This is a genomic window from Massilia sp. UYP34, assembly GCF_056279385.1.
In genome coordinates this window covers 25,399-44,277 of record NZ_JBWBRF010000008.1, presented here as the reverse complement: position 1 = coordinate 44,277, position 18,879 = coordinate 25,399, and the positions used below count along the sequence as shown (strand labels likewise).

The window sequence follows — 18,879 nt, the reverse complement described above, 5'->3', positions numbered from 1 at the left end:
GCCGCTGACGACGCCTACGCTGCCGGCGTTGCCGTCCGAGTAAAGTGGCGCAGTAAGTCGAGCAACACCGCGCCGGCGACATCGGCATCGTCGGCGCTCATGGTCTCGAGCGGATTGTGGCTGATGCCACCATTGCCGCAGCGGACGAACAGCATCGCGACCTCGGTCAGCTGCGCCATGCGCATCGCGTCATGGCCGGCGCCGGACGGCAGTTGGAACGCCGGCAGGCCGGCGCGTTCGACCGCGGCCGCCAGCTGTCCCATCAGCCGCGGCGCGCAGGGCACGGCGTCGATCTCGAGCAGCTTGTACAGTTTTTCCTGGATGCCGCGCCGCGCGCAGATGGCGCTGATGCCTGCCAGGATGTCGTCCACCGCCGCCAGCCGGGTCTCGTCGTCGGCGGCGCGGATGTCGAGCGACAGGCGGCAGGCGCCGGGCACGACGTTCACCGAGCCGGCCGGCACCTCCAGCTGGCCGACCGTCCCCACCAGCGACGTCGGACCGTGACAGCGGCTTTCCACCAGCAGCACAATTTCAGCAGCGGCGGCGGCGGCATCGCGCCGCATGCCCATCGGCGTGGTGCCGGCGTGGCTGGCCACGCCCTTCAGTTCGACCAGGTAGCGCGAGCTGCCGGCGATCGCGCTCACCACGCCCAACGGCAGGCCGCGCTCGAGCAGCACCGGTCCCTGCTCGATATGCACCTCGATGAAGCCGAGCACGCCGGCGGGATCGCGCGCGATGGCGGCGATGGCGGCCGGATCGTGGCCGGCGGCCGCCAGCGCGTCGCGCATCGGAATGCCGTCGGCGTCGCGCGCATCGAGCAGGGCCGGATCGAAGCCGCCGGCCACGGCGCCGCTGCCGAGGAAGGTGCTGCGATAGCGCACGCCTTCTTCTTCGGCGAAGGCGATCACCTCGAGATCATAGGGCAGGCGCTCGCCGCGCTGATGCAGCCGGGCGACCAGCGCGATGGGCAGCAGGATGCCGAGCCGGCCGTCGTACTTGCCGCCGTTGCGCACGGTGTCGTAGTGCGAGCCGGTGATCAAGGTCTGCGCGCCCGGCCGTGCGGCGGCGTAGCGGCCGACCACGTTGCCGACGGCGTCGACGTGGACCGCCATGCCGGCGTCGCGCATCCAGCCGGCGATGGCCGCGGCGGTGCGGCGGTGGGCCGGCGTCAGGTAGGAGCAGGTCAGGTCCGCATCGCTGTCGCTGATGGCGCCGAGGGTTTCGCACCAGTCCATCACGGTGACGCCGACGGAGGGTTCGATGCCGAGCAGGGCGTTGAGCCGGATCTCGGCGATGCGGTGCACCTGGCGCAGCGCTTCGCGCAGCTCGTCGTCCAGCGCGTTGTCGAGGCGGCGCACGAAGGTGTCGATGATGCCCTGCCGCGCCAGGCCCCGACCGGTCGGGCCTTTCACGGCCAGGATGAAGGGAAAGCCGAAACGTTCGTTGTACTGCGCGTTGAGCGCGTGCAGCCTTGCGTATTCTTCGGGCGTGCAGCGGTCCAGATTTGATGCGGCCTGTTCGCCGCTCGATTCAAGCGTCAGCTGGCCGGCGATGGCGGCCTTGCCGGCCAGCTCGGGATGGGCGCGCAGCAGCGCCAACCGTTCGTCGCCGGTCGCGCCGTCGACCGCCGCCTGCAAGGCCAGCTTGAGCGCGGCCAGGGTGGAAAAGGGGCTGGCCGCGGCGGCGCGCTGCGCGATCCAGGGAGAATGCTCGTAGATGCCATGCAGCGCTTTGGTGAAAGCGTCGGCGTCGAGTCGGTTCAGCTCCTGGATCGTCAACATCGTCTACTCCTGGCTATTGTTGATTGAGGGCCCTTGCCGCGCTGCTCACCTGGTCGCGCAGCCATTTGTGTTCGGTCGACTGGTGCACGCGCTGGTGCCACAGCTGGTAGAAGCGCATCGGCGGAAACTTGACCGGCACCGTGAAGCTTTTCAGCGGCAGCGTCTTCTCGAAGGCGCGGATGAACTGGCGGCCGGTCGTCAGCACCAGGTCGCTCTGGGTGAGCATATACGGAATCACGCCGAAATAGGGCGACTCGACCGCCACCCGGCGCCGCAGGCCGTGGCGTTCCAGCCAGGCGTCGATCACGCCGTGGTAGCCCGGCAGCATCTGGGTCGGGGCCACGTGGGGCAGGTCGAGGTAGTCCTCGAGCGTCATCGCGTCCGGCGCCGTGCGCCTGGCATACGGGCTGTCGGCGCGCATGGTGCAGATGATCGGATCCTCGAACAGCTTGGACATGTGCAGGTGGGCGGGCGGCTCGTCCCAGTTGGCGATGACCAGGTCCATGTCGCCGTCGGACAGCATGCGCAGGTAGTCCAGGCCAGGGCCGAGGGCGTGGATGACGACGCGGCTGGCGGGCGAGCCGCGCCGCAGCAGCGCCACCACGTTCGGCAGGAAGCGCGCGTCGAGATAGTCGGGGGCGGCGATGTGGAAGGTGCGCGCCGCCTGCTCGGGCACGAACGGCGCCTTGCGCACGAACAGGCTCTCGGCCTCGTCGAGGATGCGCTTGGCCGGTTTCAACAGGCTCTCGCCGTGCTGGGTCGGCACCATGCCGCGCGCGCCGCGCACCAGCAGCGGGTCGCCGGTCAGCTCGCGCAGTTTACGCAGCGACGCCGAGATCGAGGGCTGCGGCTGGTTCAGCTTGAGCGCCACCCGCGACACGTTCTTCTCCACCAGCAGCAGGTAGAGGATGCGGATCAGATGCAGGTCGAGGTTGCGGGGCAGGCTGGACATCGCAGGCGGCCGAGGTGGCACGTATATCAAGAAAGATATGTCGAATATACGCTAAATTTCATGTCGCAGAAATTGGAATCGGCGTATCTTCGATCCATCTCAGCCGTACCGCATTCATGAAAGAAGCCCATGTTCGATACCGGATACCTGGCGCCCTATGCCCTGGAGTGGTTCAACCTGCTGCTGCGCTGGCTGCACATCGTCACCGGCATCGCCTGGATCGGCGCCTCCTTCTATTTCGTCTGGCTCGACAACACCATCAGGCCGCCCGCGCCCGGCTCGGAGCTGGAGCGCAAGGGCGTGTCCGGCGAACTGTGGGCGGTGCACGGCGGCGGCTTCTACAACCCGCAGAAATACCTGGTGGCGCCGGCCGAGCTGCCGCCGGAGCTGCACTGGTTCAAGTGGGAAGCCTATTCCACCTGGCTCTCGGGCTTTGCGCTGCTGGTGGTGGTCTACTACCTGAACGCGAAGGCGATGATGGTCGACCGCAGCGTGGCAGACCTCACCAGCTGGCAGGCGGTCGGCGTCGGCATCGGCAGCCTGGTGGCCGGCTGGATCGTCTACGACCTGCTGTGCCGGACGAAGCTGGCGCAGCACCAGCTGGCGTTCGGCGCCGCCATCTGGCTGCTGCTGGTCGGCAGCAGCTGGGTGCTCACCCACCTGCTCAGCGGCCGCGCCGCCTACCTGCACGTGGGCGCGATGATCGGCACCATCATGGTGGCCAACGTGGCGATGCTGATCATTCCGGGCCAGCGCAAGATGGTGAACGCCATGCTGGCGGGCGACAAGCCCGACCCGACCCACGGCATCAAGGCCAAGCAGCGCAGCGTCCACAATAATTATTTCACCCTGCCGGTGCTGTTCATCATGATCAGCAACCACTATGCGATGACCTACAATCACCCGCACGCCTGGGCCGTGCTGGGCGTGATCATGCTGGCCGGGGTGTTGATCCGCCACTTCTTCAACCTGCGCCACAAGGGCCGCACCGCATGGCGCTATCCGGCCGCGGGCGTGGCGCTGCTCCTGGCGCTGGCGGTCGTGCTGGCGCCGCCGCCGCGGGCCAGCGCCGATCCGGCGGCGGCGGCTGCCGCCGGTCCTGACGCCGCCGCGCGCTTTGCCACGGTGCGCACGATCATGGAACAGCGCTGCGTGTCGTGTCACGCGCAGCAGCCGACCCAGCCCGGTTTCGCGGCGGCGCCGGGCGGCGTGATGCTCGACACGCCGGAGCTGGTGAGCCGGCATGCGGCCCGCATCTACCAGCAGACGGTGCAACTGAAGGCGATGCCGCTGGCGAATCTCACCCACATGACCGATGCCGAACGCGCCCAGGTGGGAGCCTGGTTCGAGGCCGGCGCCATCACGAACGCAGAAACAAACGCAGACGAGGCCCCATGAACAATCCCTTGCACGAGCGCGTCACCGGCTGGATCGACGCGCACTTCGACGAACAGGTGGCTTTCCTGCAGGAGGTGGTGCGCATCCCGACCGATACCCCGCCGGGCAATAACGCGCCGCATGCCGAGGCGGTGGCGACCACGCTGGAGGCCGCCGGCTGGCCGGTCGAGCGCCATGCGGTGCCGGCGCAGCAGGTGCGCGACCATGGCCTGGAGAGCATCACCAACCTGATCGTGCGCCGCCGCTACGGCGCCGGCGGCCCGACGCTGGCGCTGAACGCCCACGGCGACGTGGTGCCGCCGGGCGAAGGCTGGACCCGGCCGCCGTACGGCGCCGTGATCGAAGATGGTTACCTGTACGGGCGCGCGGCGGCGGTCTCGAAGAGCGACTTCGCCACCTACGTGTTCGCGACCCGCGCACTGGAGGCGCTGGGCCTGCCTTTATCGGGCGCGGTCGAACTGCACTTCACCTACGACGAGGAAGTCGGCGGCCTGCTGGGGCCGGGCTGGTTGCTGGAGCAGGGCCTGACGCGGCCCGACTACGTGATCGCGGCCGGCTTCGGCTACGGCATCGTCACCGCCCACAATGCCTGCCTGCAGCTGGAAGTGACCGTGCACGGCAGGGCGGGGCATGGCGCGATGCCCGAGATGGCGGTCGACGCCCTGCAGGCCGCCACGACAGTGCTCAATGCGATCTATGGCGCGCTGCCCGGCCTGAAGGAGATCCGCAGCGCCGTGCCTGGCATCGGCTCGCCGACCATGATCGTCGGGCGCATCGACGGCGGGACCAACACCAATGTGGTGCCGGGGAAGGTCGTGCTGCGCCTGGACCGGCGCATGATTCCCGAAGAAGACCCGGCGCTGGTCGAGGCGCAGGTGCGCGCGCTGATCGAGGAGGCGGTGCGCGGCGCGGGCGGCATCCGCCTCGAGATCCGGCGCCTGCTGCTGTCGCAGGCGCTGCGGCCACTGCCGGGCGTGGCGCCGCTGGTGACGAGCCTGCAGCGTCATGGCCGCGCGATCATGGGCGAGGAGATTCCCGCGCACGGCACGCCGCTGTATGCGGATGCGCGGCTGTATGGCGAACATGGCATCCCGGCGGTGCTGTATGGCGCCGGGCCGCGCACGGTGGAGGAGTCGAACGCCAAGAAGGCCGACGAGCGTCTGCTGCTGGAGGATTTGCGCCGCGCGACCAAGGTAGTGGCACTGACCTTGCTCGACTTCCTGGGCCCACGGCCCTGAAACACCGCCGGCCCGATTCTATTCCTGGCTCAAAAACGTCGTTCCCGCGGAGGCGGGAACCTAAGTCTCCAGCTATGCCACTTCGCTTGACAATATGGCGTGCTAAATAACTTGGGTTCCCGCCTGCGCGGGAACGACGTGTCAGCGGTGCGGGTTACTTCTGCTTGAGCGAGCGCTCGAACAGTTCATAGATCCGGCGGTACTGGTCATACCACGCCTCCGGCTGCACGTAGCCGTGACGCTCCAGCGGATAGCTCGCCAGTTCCCACTTGTCCTTCTTCATCTCGATCAGGCGCTGCGCCATGCGCACCGAGTCCTGGTAGAACACGTTATCGTCGATCATGCCGTGCGAGATCAGCAGGTGGCCCTTCAGGTTGTGCGCGTATTCGATCGGCGACGACTTCTTGTACGCTTCCGGGTCGATGTCCGGGGTGTTCAGGATGTTGGCGGTGTACTCGTGGTTGTAGGTGGTCCAGTCGGTCACCGGGCGCAGCGCGGCGCCGGCCTTGAAGGTGTCCGGCGCGCGCATCAGGGCCATGAAGGTCATGAAGCCGCCGTAGCTGCCGCCATAGATGCCGACGTTGGCGGCGTCGCCCTGGTGCTGGTTCACCATGTACTTGACGCCGTCGATGTAGTCTTCCAGTTCCGGATGGCCCATCTGGCGGTAGATCGCGGTGCGCCACTTGCTGCCGTAGCCTTTCGAAGCGCGGAAGTCCATGTCCAGCACCACGTAGCCGTTCTGCACCAGCAGGTTGTGGAACATCTGCTCGCGGAAGTAGTTCGGATAGCGGTGGCTGACGTTCTGCAGGTAGCCGGCGCCGTGCACGAACATCACGACCGGATACTTCTTGCCCGGCTCGAGCTGGGCCGGACGATACAGCTTGGCCCAGACCGGGTCGCCGCCGGCGCTGGAAGGCACGGCCACGTACTGCGGCTGGATCCATTCGCGCGCCCTGAACTCCGGCGTGCGGGTGTCGGTCAGCTTGCTCGCTTCGCCGCCCCTGCCGCCCGACAGCGGCACGGTCGCGATCTGGATCGGGGTATAGCTGGACGACCAGTGCACCAGCAGCTTGTTCTCGTCCGGCGACAGGGCGAATTTCTCGACGCCGTCGAGCTTCGTCACTTCGCGAACCTCGGGCGCGCCATTCGCGCCATTCGCATTCACGGCGCAGACTTCGTAGTCGCCCGGGTTGTCGCGGTTGCACAGCATGTAGGCGGTGCTGCCGTCGTAGGTCCAGCGCACGTCGCTGGCTTCCCACTTGCCGGTGGTGAGGGCGCGCGGGGCGGCGGCGCTCAGGCTGTCCCTGGTGTACAGGTGCGAGTAGCCGCTTTCCTCGGACAGGTACCACAGCGTGCGGTTGTCCGGCAGCCAGCCGAATTCGACGTTGTCGTAATTGACCCAGGCGCCGTCGGTCAGACGGTGCAAGGGTTGCAGCTTCGCGGCGCCCAGGTCGACGCTGGCGATCCAGCGGTCCTTGTTGTCGACCGCGCGCAGCATGACGGCGACCCTGGCGCCGTTCGCGCTCCAGTCGATCGCGTTGCGGCCACCCGAGACCACCACCGGGCGGTTGCCCTTGAGCGGATCTTTTTTGGCGGCGGCGCGCAGTTCGGCCAGTGGGTCGACGTTGACGCCCGGGAGTGCGTCGAAGGCGATGTCCTGCACCTTGTTGGTGCGCAGATTGACCAGTTTCAGTGCATGCGGCACCGGCATGTTGCGGCCGACGCGGGTGCGCACGTCTTCGGTTTCCTCGTAGCCCGATTCGTTCACGTAGCGCGGCATCTTGCCGGCGCGGCCCTTGTCGGCGCCTTTGGCGGCGGTGACCACCAGCAGCCAGCGGCCGTCGGGCGACAGCGAGCTGCCTTCGATGGTGACCTTGTCGCCCAGGTAGACCGGGCTTGGCGCCATCGAGGCGTCGGCGCGGCGCAGTTCGTCGGTGCGCGCGCGCAGGGCGTCGCGGTCATCCTTCTGGCGCTTGAGGTGCTCGATCAGGCGCAGCTCGGTCGAACGGTAGGGATCGTCTTCGGGCGCGTTCGGGTCCTTGGCGGCGCGCGGCAGGGCGGCCGGGCCGGTCACGCGGCTGGCGCGGTCCCACACATACCAGTCGTTGCCGATGCGGTACTGGACCGCGGCTTCGTCCGCCGTGTACTGGGCGGCGGTGATGCGGCTGGCGCCGCGCGTGACCTGCACCAGCTGGCCCGACTTGAGGTCGCGCTCGAACAGGTCGTTGTTGCGCAGGACCAGCATGCGGCTGTTGTTGCGGTTGTAGACCACGTCGGCGCTGTCGATCTTCGGCAGCTCGGCGTCCGCGACCAGCCGGGCCTGGCCGGCCGCGACCTCGAACACGTCGCGCACCGGCGAGCCGGTGCGCTTCTGCTTGTAGTACACCTGCTTGCCGTCCCAGCTGAACCAGGCGTCTTCCACCGGGGTGCCGATCCAGTCTGGATGGCTCATGGCCTGGTCGAGGGTGATGGGGGTGGATGCCGCCGCCGGCAGCGCGATCAGTGCGGCGAAGGAGGCCGCAAACAGGGTAAGTGCAGGTGTTCGCATGGGGGAGTCTGATGAGTGAAATGGCTTGTTTGCCAATGGTGCTTGCCAAAGATGCTTGCCAGAAATGCGCATGCATTCTAGCGCAGGCACTCGCCGCGACCACGAATCATGACAGGTTTTTTTTGCTGTAAAGACAAGCGCCGGCGGTACGTCAGTACGGCCGGCGCTGGATGCGGATGGCTTATCGCGGCCGTGGTGCGCCGCAATGAAACCTTGCTTTACATGGCCCTGAACGGGCCTTTTGGCGGGCGCGGCAGGAACATGGCGACCCGGGCTGCCACGGCCACGACGGCCAGGGCGATGGTGAGATATTCGAGCGGGTGCATGATCAGCCCCGCATTGCCGGCGCGTAGCCGCCGTGGGCGACGTAGAGTTCTTGCGAGAAGCTGCGGATGGCCGAGATGGCTGTCGCGAAGAAGCGGGTGCGTTGGATGGCTGCAGTCATGATTGTTCCCCTGAGATAGATACTTCGATGTTGCGTTGCAGTATAGGGGCGTCTTCGTCATAAGCAAACTTTAGATTTGTGATTCCAGCGATACGCTTGGTGAATGATTGTTAAGTTGCTCTCATGCAAGATATTCGTGGTGCGAATATCTTGCACCCCGGGTTTCGCATAAGAAGGGCACTGGGCATCACCGGTGCTCGCGCCTGGTGCGGAACTTGCATATAGTATGCGCATGAAATCGCGAGACAGTGCATCACCACACCTGCGGATCGTCGTCGTGCTTTCCGCAACCGCACCCGGCACCGACCCTGACGCCGCCCAGGCCGCGCAGGCGCGGCGCAGCACGGCGCTGCGCATCGGCCTGCTCGAATCGGGCTACGACCTGATCGCCTCGCTCCCGGCCGACGTGTTCCTGCCCGAGCGCATCGCCCAGCTGCAGCCCGACCTGATCATCGCCGACAGCGAGTCCGACGCGCGCGACGTGCTCGAGCACATCGTGATCGCCACCCGCGACGCGCGGCGGCCGATCGTCCTGTTTACCGAGGACGATGCGCCGGCCAGCATGGACGCGGCGATGGACGCCGGCGTCTCGGCCTACATCGTGGCCGGCCTGCAGGCCGAGCGCGTCAAGCCGGTGCTGGACGTCGCGCTGGCGCGCTTCCGGCGCGAGCAGAAGCTGCTCGATGAGCTGAGCGACACGCGCCAGAAGCTGGCCGAACGCAAGACCGTCGACCGCGCCAAAGGGCTGCTCATGACGCGCTACAGCCTGACCGAGGAGCAGGCCTACCAGCGCCTGCGCACGCTGGCGATGAACAAGAACCTGAAGCTGGCGGAAGTCGCGCAGCGCCTGATCGACGTGGAAGACCTGCTGGGTTAGGCCCGCACCTTCCATCCATACAACGACAAGGAGACGTATGACATTGGCAGGCAGGGGAGCCTGGATCGCCGGCACCGACCGCCCCGAGATCGAGACCGTCCGCATCGGCTTCATGCCGCTGGCCGATTGCGCGCCGCTGGTGATGGCGTCGGTGCTCGGCTTCGACGAGCGGCATGGCGTGCGCTTCGAGCTCACCCGCGAGCTGTCCTGGACCGCCATGCGCGACCGCCTGATCGGCCAGCAGCTCGACGCGGCCCATGCGCTGTACGGGATGGTCTACGGCATCCAGAACGGCATCGGCACCCAGCAGTGCGATATGGCGGTGTTGATGAACCTGCACCAGAACGGCCAGAACATCACGCTGTCGCGCGCGCTCGCCAACGCCGCGCGCGACCCCGGCCTGCTGCGGCGCGAGATCGACGAAACAGGGCGCAAGCTCACCCTGGCCCACACCTTCCCGACCGGGAACCACGCGATGTTCCTGTACTACTGGCTGGCCGCGCATGGCATCGACCCGCTCGTGGACTGCCAGGCGGTGACGGTGCCCCCCAGCCAGATGGCGGCCAGCCTGGCGGCCGGGCATATGGATGGTTTCTGTGCGGGCGAGCCGTGGGGCCAGCGCGCGCAGCGCGACGGCGCCGGGGTCCAGGCCGCGTCCAGCGAACAGGTATGGCCGAACCATCCGGGCAAGGCGCTGGGCACGCGCGCCGACTTCGCGGCCAGCCATCCGAACACCTGCCGCGCCATGATCGCGGCGCTATTGGAAGCCGCGCGCTGGCTCGACGCCTCGCGCACCAACCGCGAAGCCGCGGCCGAGGTGCTGGCCAGCCCCGCCTATGTCAATGCGAGCCGCGACACGCTGCAGTTCTGCCTGGCCGGCCGCCATACCGACGAGCATCGTGGGCACGGCGGCTGGCGCGGCCACAACGGCTTGCGCTTTCATGCCGACGGCGAGGCCAACTTCCCGTGGCTGTCGGACGGCATGTGGTTCATGACCCAGCACCGGCGCTGGGGCCTGCTGCGCGAAGCGCCCGCCTACCAGGCGCTGGCGGCCCAGGTCAGCCGCATCGACCTGTACCGCGAGGCGGCCGAACGCACCGGCACGATGCTGCCCGCCTCCCCGATGCGCAGCTCGACCCTGCTGGGCGGCCGCGTATGGGACGGCAGCGACCCGCAGGCCTGGGCCGGCGCACCTGGCGCATCCTGAACGCGGTGCACGCAGGTGCATCATCGTGGGGAGCGCTGCACTGCAATGCAGCATCCTGGCGCCGCATCCAGGTCCGACCTGTCGGCGTACGCCCGTGAACCCCGGGTGGCACGCCTCTTGCTCATACCCATGACAGGATCAATGGCGATTCTCTTCAAGACTCTCACTTAGCGCCGGCCCAACGCGGGGACGGCAACAGGACAACGGCGTCCGCAGCTACTGCCCACGGCAGCAAGCGCGGACGCCTTTTCGTTTTCAAAGGAAGAACAATGGCCAGCAAAGCGGACAGCATCAAGCTCTTTTCCTTCCAGGGCGCGCCCATGCGCGCCTTCCACCTGACCTGGGTCGCCTTCTTCGTCTGCTTCTTCGCCTGGTTCGCCTGCGCGCCGCTGATGCCGGTCATCAAGGGCGAGTTCGGGCTCTCGATGGAGCAGATCGCCAACATCAATATCGCGGCGGTCGCGATCACCATCTTCGTGCGCCTGCTGGTGGGGCCACTGTGCGACCGCTACGGCCCGCGCAAGACCTATACCGGCTTGCTGCTCCTGGGCGCGATTCCCGTGCTGGGCGTGGCGCTGGCGCAGAGCTACGAAGCGTTCCTGCTGGCGCGCCTGGGCATCGGCGCGGTCGGCGCCAGCTTCGTCATCACCCAGTACCACACCTCCGTCATGTTCGGACCGAAGGTGGTCGGCACCGCCAACGCGACGGCGGCCGGCTGGGGCAATGCCGGCGGCGGCGCGGCGCAGGCGGTCATGCCGCTGATGCTCACCGCCATCGTGATGCTGGGCGTGAGCCAGTCGCTGAGCTGGCGCCTGGCGCTGGTGGTGCCCGGCGTGATGATGATCGTGATGGCCTTCTTCTACTGGCGCTATACGCAGGATTGCCCGGCCGGCAACTACGACGAGCTGCGCAAGACCGGCCGCATGCCGGAGGGCGGCGGCAAGGGCGGCTGGGCGAGCTTCGTCGCCGGCTGCCGCAACTACCGCGCCTGGCTGCTGTTCGTCACCTATGGCGCCTGCTTCGGCATCGAGATCTTCATCCACAACATCGCCGCCGTGTACTACGTCGATCACTTCGACCTGACGCTGGGCCAGGCCGGCATGGCGGCCGCCAGCTTCGGTCTGCTGGCGCTGTTCGCCCGCTCCCTGGGCGGCTGGCTGTCGGACAAGGCCGCGCTCTCCGGTGACCTGAACCGCCGCGTGACCGTGCTGTTCGTGCTGATGATCGGCGAAGGCCTCGGCCTGTTGTGGTTCGCCCAGTCCGAGGGCGTCGTGTTCGCCGTGATCGCGATGCTGGTATTCGGCCTGTTCACCCACATGGCCTGCGGCGCCACCTATGCGCTGGTGCCGTTCATCGCACCGAAGGCGCTGGGCGGCGTGGCCGGCATCGTCGGCGCCGGCGGCAACGTCGGCGCGGTGGCGGCCGGCTTCCTGATGAAGGGCACGGGCGACATCAAGCAGACGCTCACGATCCTCAGCGGCCTGGTGCTGGTCGCCAGCGTCTGCGCCATCGCAGCCCGATTCAGCAATACCACCATCGTCGGCGCCGGCAGTGCGCCGGCAGCAGCGTAACGTCCAACAGGGAGCAGAAAATGCATATCGTCGTCATCGGCCACGGCATGGTGGGCCACAAATTCCTCGAAACCCTGGCCGCCAGCGGGCGGCAAGACTTGCGCGTCACGGTGCTGGGCGAAGAGCCGCGGCCGGCCTACGACCGCGTTCATTTGTCCGAATTTTTCGCCGGCAAGAGTGCGGACGACCTCTCGCTGGTGACGCCGGGCTTTTTCGAGCGTGCGGAAACCGAACCGGGCATGGTGCTGCGCCTGAATGCCAAAGTGGTCGGGATCGACCGCGCGGCGAAGACGGTGACCCTGGCCGACGGTTCGGCTGTCGCTTATGACCGCCTCGTGCTGGCCACCGGCTCCTATCCCTTCGTGCCGCCGGTGCCGGGAGCCGATCGCAAGGATTGCTTCGTCTATCGCACCATCGAAGACCTGGAGGCCATGCAGGAAGCCGGCGCGCGTTCGAAGTCGGGCGTCGTGGTCGGCGGCGGCCTGCTGGGCCTCGAATGCGCCAAGGCGCTGCGCGACCTGGGCCTGAAAGCCCACGTGGTCGAATTCGCCCCGCGCCTGATGGCGGTGCAGGTCGACGATCCCGGTGCGCGCGTGCTGCGCACCCGGATCGAAGAGCTGGGCGTCGGCGTCCATACCGGCAAGAACACGCTGGCCATCGTCGATGGCGAGGAAGCGACCCACCGCATGCAGTTCGCGGACGGCACCCACCTGGACACCGACATGATCGTGTTCTCGGCCGGCATCCGCCCGCGCGACGAGCTGGCGCGTGCATCCGGGCTCGAGACCGGCCCGCGCGGCGGCGTCGTGATCGACGACCGCTGCCAGACCTCGGACCCGAACGTCTATGCCATCGGCGAATGCGCCTCTTGGCGCGGCCAGCTGTATGGCCTGGTCGCGCCGGGCTACGACATGGCGCGCACCGCGGCGCGCCATCTGCTGGACACGGAGTGCGGTTTCGTCGGCGCCGACATGAGCACCAAACTGAAACTGATGGGCGTGGACGTGGCCAGCATCGGCGACGCCCACGGCGCCACGCCGGGCAGCCGCAGCTATCAATTCCTCGATGAACGTCGCCAGACTTACCGAAAGATCGTCGTGTCCAGCTGCGGCAAATACCTGCTGGGCGGCGTGCTGGTGGGCGAGGCGTCCGCCTATGGCGAGCTGCTGCAGACGATGCTCAACAAGATCGAGCTGCCGGAAGCGCCGGAATACCTGATCCTGCCCGACGGTGGCGGCGCGCGCCCGGCGATCGGCGTCGACAAGCTGCCCGCCACGGCCCAGGTCTGCTCGTGCAACGACGTCAGCAAGGGCGCGCTGTGCGAGGCGGTGGCCGGCGGCGCGACCACGATCGGCGCCCTCAAGAGCTGCACCTCGGCCGGCACCGCCTGCGGCGGCTGCGTGCCATTGGTAACCCAAGTCCTCAATGCCGAGCTGAAGAAACTGGGCGTGGCGGTCAACAATCACCTGTGCGAACACTTCCCCTATTCGCGCCAGGAGCTGTACCACCTGGTGCGCGTCGGGGAAATCCGCGACTTCGGCGCGCTGCTGGCGCGCCACGGCAAGGGCCTCGGCTGTGACGTCTGCAAGCCGACCGCCGCCAACATCCTGGCCTCGGTGTGGAACGATTTCGTCCTGACCCCGAAGCACGCCAGCCTGCAGGATTCCAACGACTACTTCCTCGGCAACATCCAGAAGGACGGCACCTATTCCGTGGTGCCGCGCATGCCGGGCGGCGAGGTCACGGCCGACGGCCTGATCGCGGTGGGGATGGTGGCCAAGAAGTATGGCCTGTACACCAAGGTCACCGGCGGCCAGCGGGTCGACCTGTTCGGCGCCCGCGTGGACCAGCTGCCCGCGATCTGGGAAGAGCTGATCGCGGCCGGCTTCGAATCGGGCCACGCCTACGGCAAGTCACTGCGCACCGTCAAATCCTGCGTCGGCTCGACCTGGTGCCGCTATGGCGTCGGCGACAGCGTCGGCTTCGCCATCGCGCTGGAGAACCGCTACAAGGGCTTGCGCGCGCCGCACAAGATCAAGTTCGGCGTCTCGGGCTGCACCCGCGAGTGCGCCGAAGCGCAGGGCAAGGACGTCGGCCTGATCGCCACCGACAAGGGCTGGAACCTGTACGTGTGCGGCAATGGCGGCATGAAGCCGCGCCACGCCGAACTGATCGCCTCGAACCTCACGGAGGAAGAAGTGGTGCGCCTGACCGACCGTTTCCTGATGTTCTACGTGCGCACCGCCGAGCGCCTGCAGCGCACCAGCACCTGGCGCGAGAACCTCGAAGGCGGTCTCGATTACCTGAAGGCGGTGGTGGTCGACGACAGCCTCGGCATCGCGCAGGAACTCGAAGCGCAGATGCAGCACGTGGTCGACACCTACGCCTGCGAGTGGAAGGAAGCCGTCACCGATCCGGAAGTGCGCCGCCGCTTCCGCCACTTCGTCAACAGCACGCAGGTCGACGAAAACGTGGTGTTCGTGCCCGAGCGCGGCCAGGTGCGTCCGGCCACCTTCGACGAACGCCGCCGCGTCATTCCCATCGCCACCGCAGCCTGAAGGAGCAACCATGCACCGTGATCTTCAACCAGATACCTGGACCGCCGTCTGCACCGTGGACGAGATCGTGCCCGATACCGGCGTGTGCGCCTTGCTGAACGGCCGCCAGGTGGCGGTGTTCCGCGTCGGCGACGCCGAGCCGCGCGTGTTCGCCATCGATAACTACGATCCGAACTCGCAGGCCGCCGTGCTGTCGCGCGGGCTGGTGGGCAGCATCGGCGAGCGTATCGTGGTCGCCTCGCCGATCTACAAGCAGCACTTCGACCTGCAGAGCGGCGAGTGCCTGGAAGCGCCGGCGCAGTCGGTGGCCAGCTATCCGGCGCGGATCGAGGCCGGACAGGTGTGGGTCGCCGTATGAGCCCGACCATCAAGCCTTCGCTGGTCGTGGTCGGCAACGGCATGGCCGGCATGCGCACCGTCGAGGAGCTGCTGGCGCTGGCGCCCGATCTGTACGACATCACCGTGTTCGGCGCCGAGCCGCGCGTGAACTACAACCGCATCATGCTGTCGCCGGTCCTGGCCGGCGAGAAGACGGCGGACGAGATCGTGCTGCATCCGCGCGGCTGGTACGAGGAGCACGGCATTACCCTGCATGCGGGCGATCCGGTGGTGGCGATCGACCGCAAGCGGCGCATCGTGCGCGCGCACTCGGGCAAGGAAGTGGCCTATGACCGCCTGCTGCTGGCGACCGGCTCGCAACCCTTCATCGTGCCGGTGCCGGGCGCCGACCTGCCTGGCGTGGTGGGCTTTCGCGACCTGGACGACGTCGACGCCATGCTGCAGGCGGCGCGCGAGGGCCGGCATGCGGTCGTGATCGGCGGCGGCCTGCTCGGGCTGGAAGCGGCCAACGGCCTGCTGCGGCGCGGCATGGACGTCACCGTGGTGCACCTGACCGGGAGCCTGCTCAACCAGCAGCTCGACGTCGACGCGTCGCTGCTGCTGAAAGGCGCGCTGGAGCGGCGCGGCCTGCGCATCCTGCTCGGCGCCGAGACCGAAGCGATCCTCGGCGCCGGCAAGGTGGAAGGCGTGCGCTTCGCCGACGGCCTGGAAGTGCCGGCCGACCTGGTGGTGATGGCGGCCGGCGTGCGTCCCAACGTGGCGCTGGCGCGCGCCGCCGGCCTGCACGTCGAGCGCGCCATCGTGGTGGACGACACCCTGCAGAGCTACGACCCGCGCGTCTACGCGGTGGGCGAATGCGTCCAGCACCGCAAGGCCACCTTCGGCCTGGTGGCGCCGATCTGGGACCAGGCGCGCGTGTGCGCCGCCCACCTGGCGGGCCTGGGCCATCGCCGCTACGTGCAGCAGGCCACCGCGACCAAGCTGAAGGTCACCGGCATCGATGTGTATTCGGTGGGCAACATCGTCGGCGGAGCGGGCACGCAAGACCTGGTCCTGCGCGACCGCCGCGCCGGCATCTATAAACGCCTGGTGCTCGAGGGGAACCGCATCACCGGCGCCGTGCTGTATGGCGACGTGCTCGATGGTCCCTGGTATTTCGACCTGATCCAGCGTGGGGCCGACGTGTCGGCGCTGCGCGATCGATTGTTGTTCGGCCCTGCACTGTGTGAAGCGCAGGCCGCCTAGAGAAAGCTACCCATGTCGCACATGCCGATCCCGCTGCAACAAGTTCGCACCACCTGTCCCTACTGCGGCGTCGGCTGCGGCGTGAAAGCCACGCCGCTGGACGACGGCGGGGCGCTGATCGAGGGCGACGCCGACCATGCGGCCAGTCGCGGCCGCCTGTGCGTCAAGGGCTCGGCCCTGGGCGAGACGCTGGGCCTGGATGGTCGCCTGCTCTATCCGGCCGTGCGCCGCGACGGCGCCATGGCGCGCGCCAGCTGGGAGGAGGCGCTGGACACCGTCGCCGCCGGCTTCGGGCGCATCATCGCCGAGCACGGACCGGACGCGGTGGCGCTGTACGTCTCGGGCCAGATCCTCACCGAGGATTACTACGTCGCCAACAAGTTCATGAAGGGCTACGTCGGCAGCGCCAACATCGACACCAACTCGCGCCTGTGCATGTCGTCCGCCGTGGCCGGCCACAAGCGCGCCTTCGGCGAAGACGTGGTGCCGGGCTGCTACGAGGATTTCGAACTGGCCGACCTGATCGTGCTGGTCGGCTCGAACGCCGCCTGGTGCCATCCGACGCTGTTCCAGCGCATCGTCAAGGCGAAGGAGGCGCGTCCCGGGTTGCAGATCGTGGTGCTCGACCCGCGCCGCACGGCCACCTGCGAACTGGCCGACCTGCACCTGCCGCTCAAGCCGGGCAGCGACGTGCGGCTGTTCAACGGCCTGCTGGCCTATCTGGCGTGGGAGGGCGCGGCCGATCATGATTTCGTCGCGGCGCACACCGAGGGGCTGGAAGCGGCGCTGGACGCGGCCGGGATCGATGGCCAGGCGGACCCGGTCGATGGGGTGGCGCTGGCCTGCGGCGTCGATCCGGCGCAGCTGCGCGCCTTCTATGCGCTGTTCGCGCGCACCGAGAAGGTGGTGACGGCGTTTTCGATGGGCGTGAACCAGTCCTCGAGCGGCACCGACAAAGTCAACAGCATCATCAACTGCCACCTGATCACCGGCCGCATCGGCCGGCCCGGCATGGGCCCGTTCTCGCTGACCGGCCAGCCGAACGCGATGGGCGGACGCGAAGTGGGCGGCCTGGCGAACATGCTGGCGGCCCACCTCGACCTGGACAACGCCGACCACCGCGAGGCGGTGCGCGGCTTCTGGGGGGCGCCGCGCATCGCCGCCAGGCCGGGCCTGAAGGCGGTCGACCTGTTCCGCGCGGTGGAGGCGGGCAAGGTCAAGGCGGTATGGATCATGGCCACCAATCCGGTGGTCAGCATGCCGGACGCCGACCAGGTGCGGCGCGCGCTGGCCGCCTGCGAACTGGTGGTGGTATCGGACGTGGTGGGAAACACCGACGTCGCGCCGTACGCGCACGTGGCGCTGCCGGCGCTGGCCTGGGGCGAGAAGGATGGCACGGTGACCAACTCCGAGCGCTGCATCTCGCGCCAGCGCGCCTTCCTGCCGGCGCCGGGCGAGGCGCGCGCCGACTGGCAGGCGCTGTGCGACGTGGCCCGGCGCATGGGCTTCGCCGGCTTCGACTACGAGGGCGCACACGCGATCTTCGACGAGCACGCGCGCCTGTCCACCTGGAAGAATGGTGAAGAAGGCTATCGGCGCGCCTTCCGGCTCGATCCGCTGGTCGGCATGGACCGCGCGGCCTATGACGCGCTGCAGCCGGTGCAATGGCCGCTCAGTTCGCCGACCGAGGGCGCCGCGCGGCTGTTCGGCGACGGCCGCTTTTCCCACCCCGACGGCAAGGCGCGCTTCGTCGCGACCACGCCGCGCGCACCCGTGCACGCGCCGGGCGGCGAGTATCCGCTGGCGCTCAACACCGGGCGCCTGCGCGACCAGTGGCACACGATGACGCGCACCGGCAAGTCGCCGCGGCTGGCCGGCCATGCGCCGGAACCGTTCGTCGACCTGCATCCGCACGACGCCCTGCTGGCCGGCGTGCGCGAGGGCGAACTGGCGCGCGTGAGCTCGCGGTGGGGCGCGATGGTGGCGCGCGTGGCGCATGGCGGCGGCATCGCGCGCGGCGCGGTCTTCGTGCCGATCCACTGGAATGGGCAAACCGCGTCCGACGCCCGCGTCGGCGCCCTGGTCAACCCGGAAGTCGACCCGGTGTCGGGCGAGCCCGAGTTCAAGCACACGCCGGTGCGGGTGGAGCCGTTCGGCGTCGCCTGGCATGGCTTCATCCTGAGCCGCACGGAACTGAACCTGGAGCGGGTGGCGCACTGGACACGCGTGCGCGGCAGCGGCTTTTTGCGCTACGAGCTGGGTGGCCGCGAGCCGGTGTCGCCCGCGCTGGCGCGCACGCTGCTCGGGGCGGACGACGACGCCGACTGGATCGAGTACGAGGACAAGTCGGAAGGCACGCTGCGCGCGGCGCTCGTGGTCGATGGACGCCTGGAAGCCTGCCTGTTCGCGTCGCGCCGGCCCGATCTGCCGGCGCGCGCCTGGCTCGGCGGACTGTTCGCGCAACCCGCGCTGAGCGCGCGCGAACGCGCGACCTTGCTGGCAGGCCGCGCGCCGGCGCTGGGGCCGGACCCGGGGCCGACCGTCTGCTCCTGCTTCGGCGTCGGCCGCAACACGATCTGCGCGGCGATCGACAAGCAGGGCTTGACGACGCCGGCCGAGGTGACCGCCTGCCTGCGGGCCGGCGGCAACTGTGGATCGTGCGTGCCCGAGATCAGGGCGCTGCTGCAGGAGGTGCGCTCAGCCGTGGCGTGACCGGATCA

At 68.3% G+C, this 18,879-nt stretch carries 12 protein-coding genes; 9 read left to right on the top strand and 3 right to left on the bottom strand.

Annotation, left to right across the window (positions count from 1 at the left end; all coding sequences use genetic code 11):
• Window positions 1–14: 14 nt before the first annotated feature.
• Window positions 15–1,781: an allantoate amidohydrolase gene (locus ACZ9AQ_RS14190; RefSeq protein WP_429204206.1), complete on the bottom strand. Its 1,767-nt coding sequence runs from the start codon at window positions 1,779–1,781 to the stop codon at window positions 15–17.
• Window positions 1,782–1,794: 13 nt separating this feature from the next.
• A complete protein-coding gene (locus tag ACZ9AQ_RS14185; RefSeq protein ID WP_429204208.1) occupies window positions 1,795–2,733 on the bottom strand; it encodes a LysR family transcriptional regulator in 939 nt (312 codons plus the stop codon).
• Window positions 2,734–2,862: 129 nt separating this feature from the next.
• Between ACZ9AQ_RS14185 and ACZ9AQ_RS14180 the strand changes: the two genes are divergently transcribed.
• Both ACZ9AQ_RS14180 and ACZ9AQ_RS14175 read left to right on the top strand, forming a co-directional pair.
• Window positions 2,863–4,131, top strand: a complete 1,269-nt coding sequence (locus ACZ9AQ_RS14180) for a urate hydroxylase PuuD (protein WP_429204209.1) — start codon at window positions 2,863–2,865, stop codon at window positions 4,129–4,131.
• Complete coding sequence (locus tag ACZ9AQ_RS14175) at window positions 4,128–5,369, top strand: M20/M25/M40 family metallo-hydrolase (protein WP_429204211.1); 1,242 nt, start codon at window positions 4,128–4,130, stop codon at window positions 5,367–5,369. Before ACZ9AQ_RS14180 ends, ACZ9AQ_RS14175 begins: the two co-directional genes overlap by 4 nt.
• 154 nt (window positions 5,370–5,523) lie before the next feature.
• On the opposite strand, the gene ACZ9AQ_RS14170 is transcribed toward ACZ9AQ_RS14175, so the two are convergent.
• Window positions 5,524–7,917 carry a S9 family peptidase gene (locus ACZ9AQ_RS14170; protein ID WP_429204213.1) on the bottom strand — a complete coding sequence of 798 codons (2,394 nt, stop codon included), beginning with the start codon at window positions 7,915–7,917 and terminating at the stop codon, window positions 5,524–5,526.
• A gap of 677 nt (window positions 7,918–8,594) precedes the next feature.
• Here ACZ9AQ_RS14170 and ACZ9AQ_RS14165 point away from each other — a divergent pair.
• From ACZ9AQ_RS14165 to ACZ9AQ_RS14135, 7 genes are all read left to right on the top strand, one after another.
• The gene (locus tag ACZ9AQ_RS14165; RefSeq protein WP_429204215.1) at window positions 8,595–9,239 is read left to right on the top strand and encodes an ANTAR domain-containing response regulator; all 645 of its coding nucleotides are present in this window, start codon (window positions 8,595–8,597) and stop codon (window positions 9,237–9,239) included.
• Window positions 9,240–9,276: 37 nt separating this feature from the next.
• Window positions 9,277–10,446: a CmpA/NrtA family ABC transporter substrate-binding protein gene (locus ACZ9AQ_RS14160; protein ID WP_429204216.1), complete on the top strand. Its 1,170-nt coding sequence runs from the start codon at window positions 9,277–9,279 to the stop codon at window positions 10,444–10,446.
• Between the two features lie 269 nt (window positions 10,447–10,715).
• Window positions 10,716–12,017, top strand: a complete 1,302-nt coding sequence (locus ACZ9AQ_RS14155; RefSeq protein WP_429204217.1) for an MFS transporter — start codon at window positions 10,716–10,718, stop codon at window positions 12,015–12,017.
• 20 nt (window positions 12,018–12,037) lie between these two features.
• Window positions 12,038–14,575, top strand: a complete 2,538-nt coding sequence (gene nirB / locus ACZ9AQ_RS14150) for a nitrite reductase large subunit NirB (protein ID WP_429204218.1) — start codon at window positions 12,038–12,040, stop codon at window positions 14,573–14,575.
• Between the two features lie 10 nt (window positions 14,576–14,585).
• Window positions 14,586–14,933 (top strand): nitrite reductase small subunit NirD, encoded by a 348-nt coding sequence (gene nirD / locus ACZ9AQ_RS14145; protein ID WP_429204219.1) that lies wholly within the window; start codon window positions 14,586–14,588, stop codon window positions 14,931–14,933.
• Entirely contained in the window at window positions 14,930–16,159 is a 1,230-nt protein-coding gene (locus tag ACZ9AQ_RS14140; RefSeq protein WP_429204220.1) for an NAD(P)/FAD-dependent oxidoreductase, read from the top strand. The genes nirD and ACZ9AQ_RS14140 overlap by 4 nt, the downstream gene beginning before the upstream one ends.
• A gap of 12 nt (window positions 16,160–16,171) precedes the next feature.
• The gene (locus tag ACZ9AQ_RS14135; protein ID WP_429204222.1) at window positions 16,172–18,871 is read left to right on the top strand and encodes a molybdopterin-dependent oxidoreductase; all 2,700 of its coding nucleotides are present in this window, start codon (window positions 16,172–16,174) and stop codon (window positions 18,869–18,871) included.
• Window positions 18,872–18,879: the final 8 nt, after the last annotated feature.

Coding starts and splice junctions, on each gene's coding strand:
- ACZ9AQ_RS14190 (WP_429204206.1), bottom strand. CDS start 1,781: ATGTTGACGATCCAGGAGCTGAACCGACTCGACGCCGACGCTTTCACC.
- ACZ9AQ_RS14185 (WP_429204208.1), bottom strand. CDS start 2,733: ATGTCCAGCCTGCCCCGCAACCTCGACCTGCATCTGATCCGCATCCTC.
- ACZ9AQ_RS14180 (WP_429204209.1), top strand. CDS start 2,863: ATGTTCGATACCGGATACCTGGCGCCCTATGCCCTGGAGTGGTTCAAC.
- ACZ9AQ_RS14175 (WP_429204211.1), top strand. CDS start 4,128: ATGAACAATCCCTTGCACGAGCGCGTCACCGGCTGGATCGACGCGCAC.
- ACZ9AQ_RS14170 (WP_429204213.1), bottom strand. CDS start 7,917: ATGCGAACACCTGCACTTACCCTGTTTGCGGCCTCCTTCGCCGCACTG.
- ACZ9AQ_RS14165 (WP_429204215.1), top strand. CDS start 8,595: ATGAAATCGCGAGACAGTGCATCACCACACCTGCGGATCGTCGTCGTG.
- ACZ9AQ_RS14160 (WP_429204216.1), top strand. CDS start 9,277: ATGACATTGGCAGGCAGGGGAGCCTGGATCGCCGGCACCGACCGCCCC.
- ACZ9AQ_RS14155 (WP_429204217.1), top strand. CDS start 10,716: ATGGCCAGCAAAGCGGACAGCATCAAGCTCTTTTCCTTCCAGGGCGCG.
- nirB (WP_429204218.1), top strand. CDS start 12,038: ATGCATATCGTCGTCATCGGCCACGGCATGGTGGGCCACAAATTCCTC.
- nirD (WP_429204219.1), top strand. CDS start 14,586: ATGCACCGTGATCTTCAACCAGATACCTGGACCGCCGTCTGCACCGTG.
- ACZ9AQ_RS14140 (WP_429204220.1), top strand. CDS start 14,930: ATGAGCCCGACCATCAAGCCTTCGCTGGTCGTGGTCGGCAACGGCATG.
- ACZ9AQ_RS14135 (WP_429204222.1), top strand. CDS start 16,172: ATGTCGCACATGCCGATCCCGCTGCAACAAGTTCGCACCACCTGTCCC.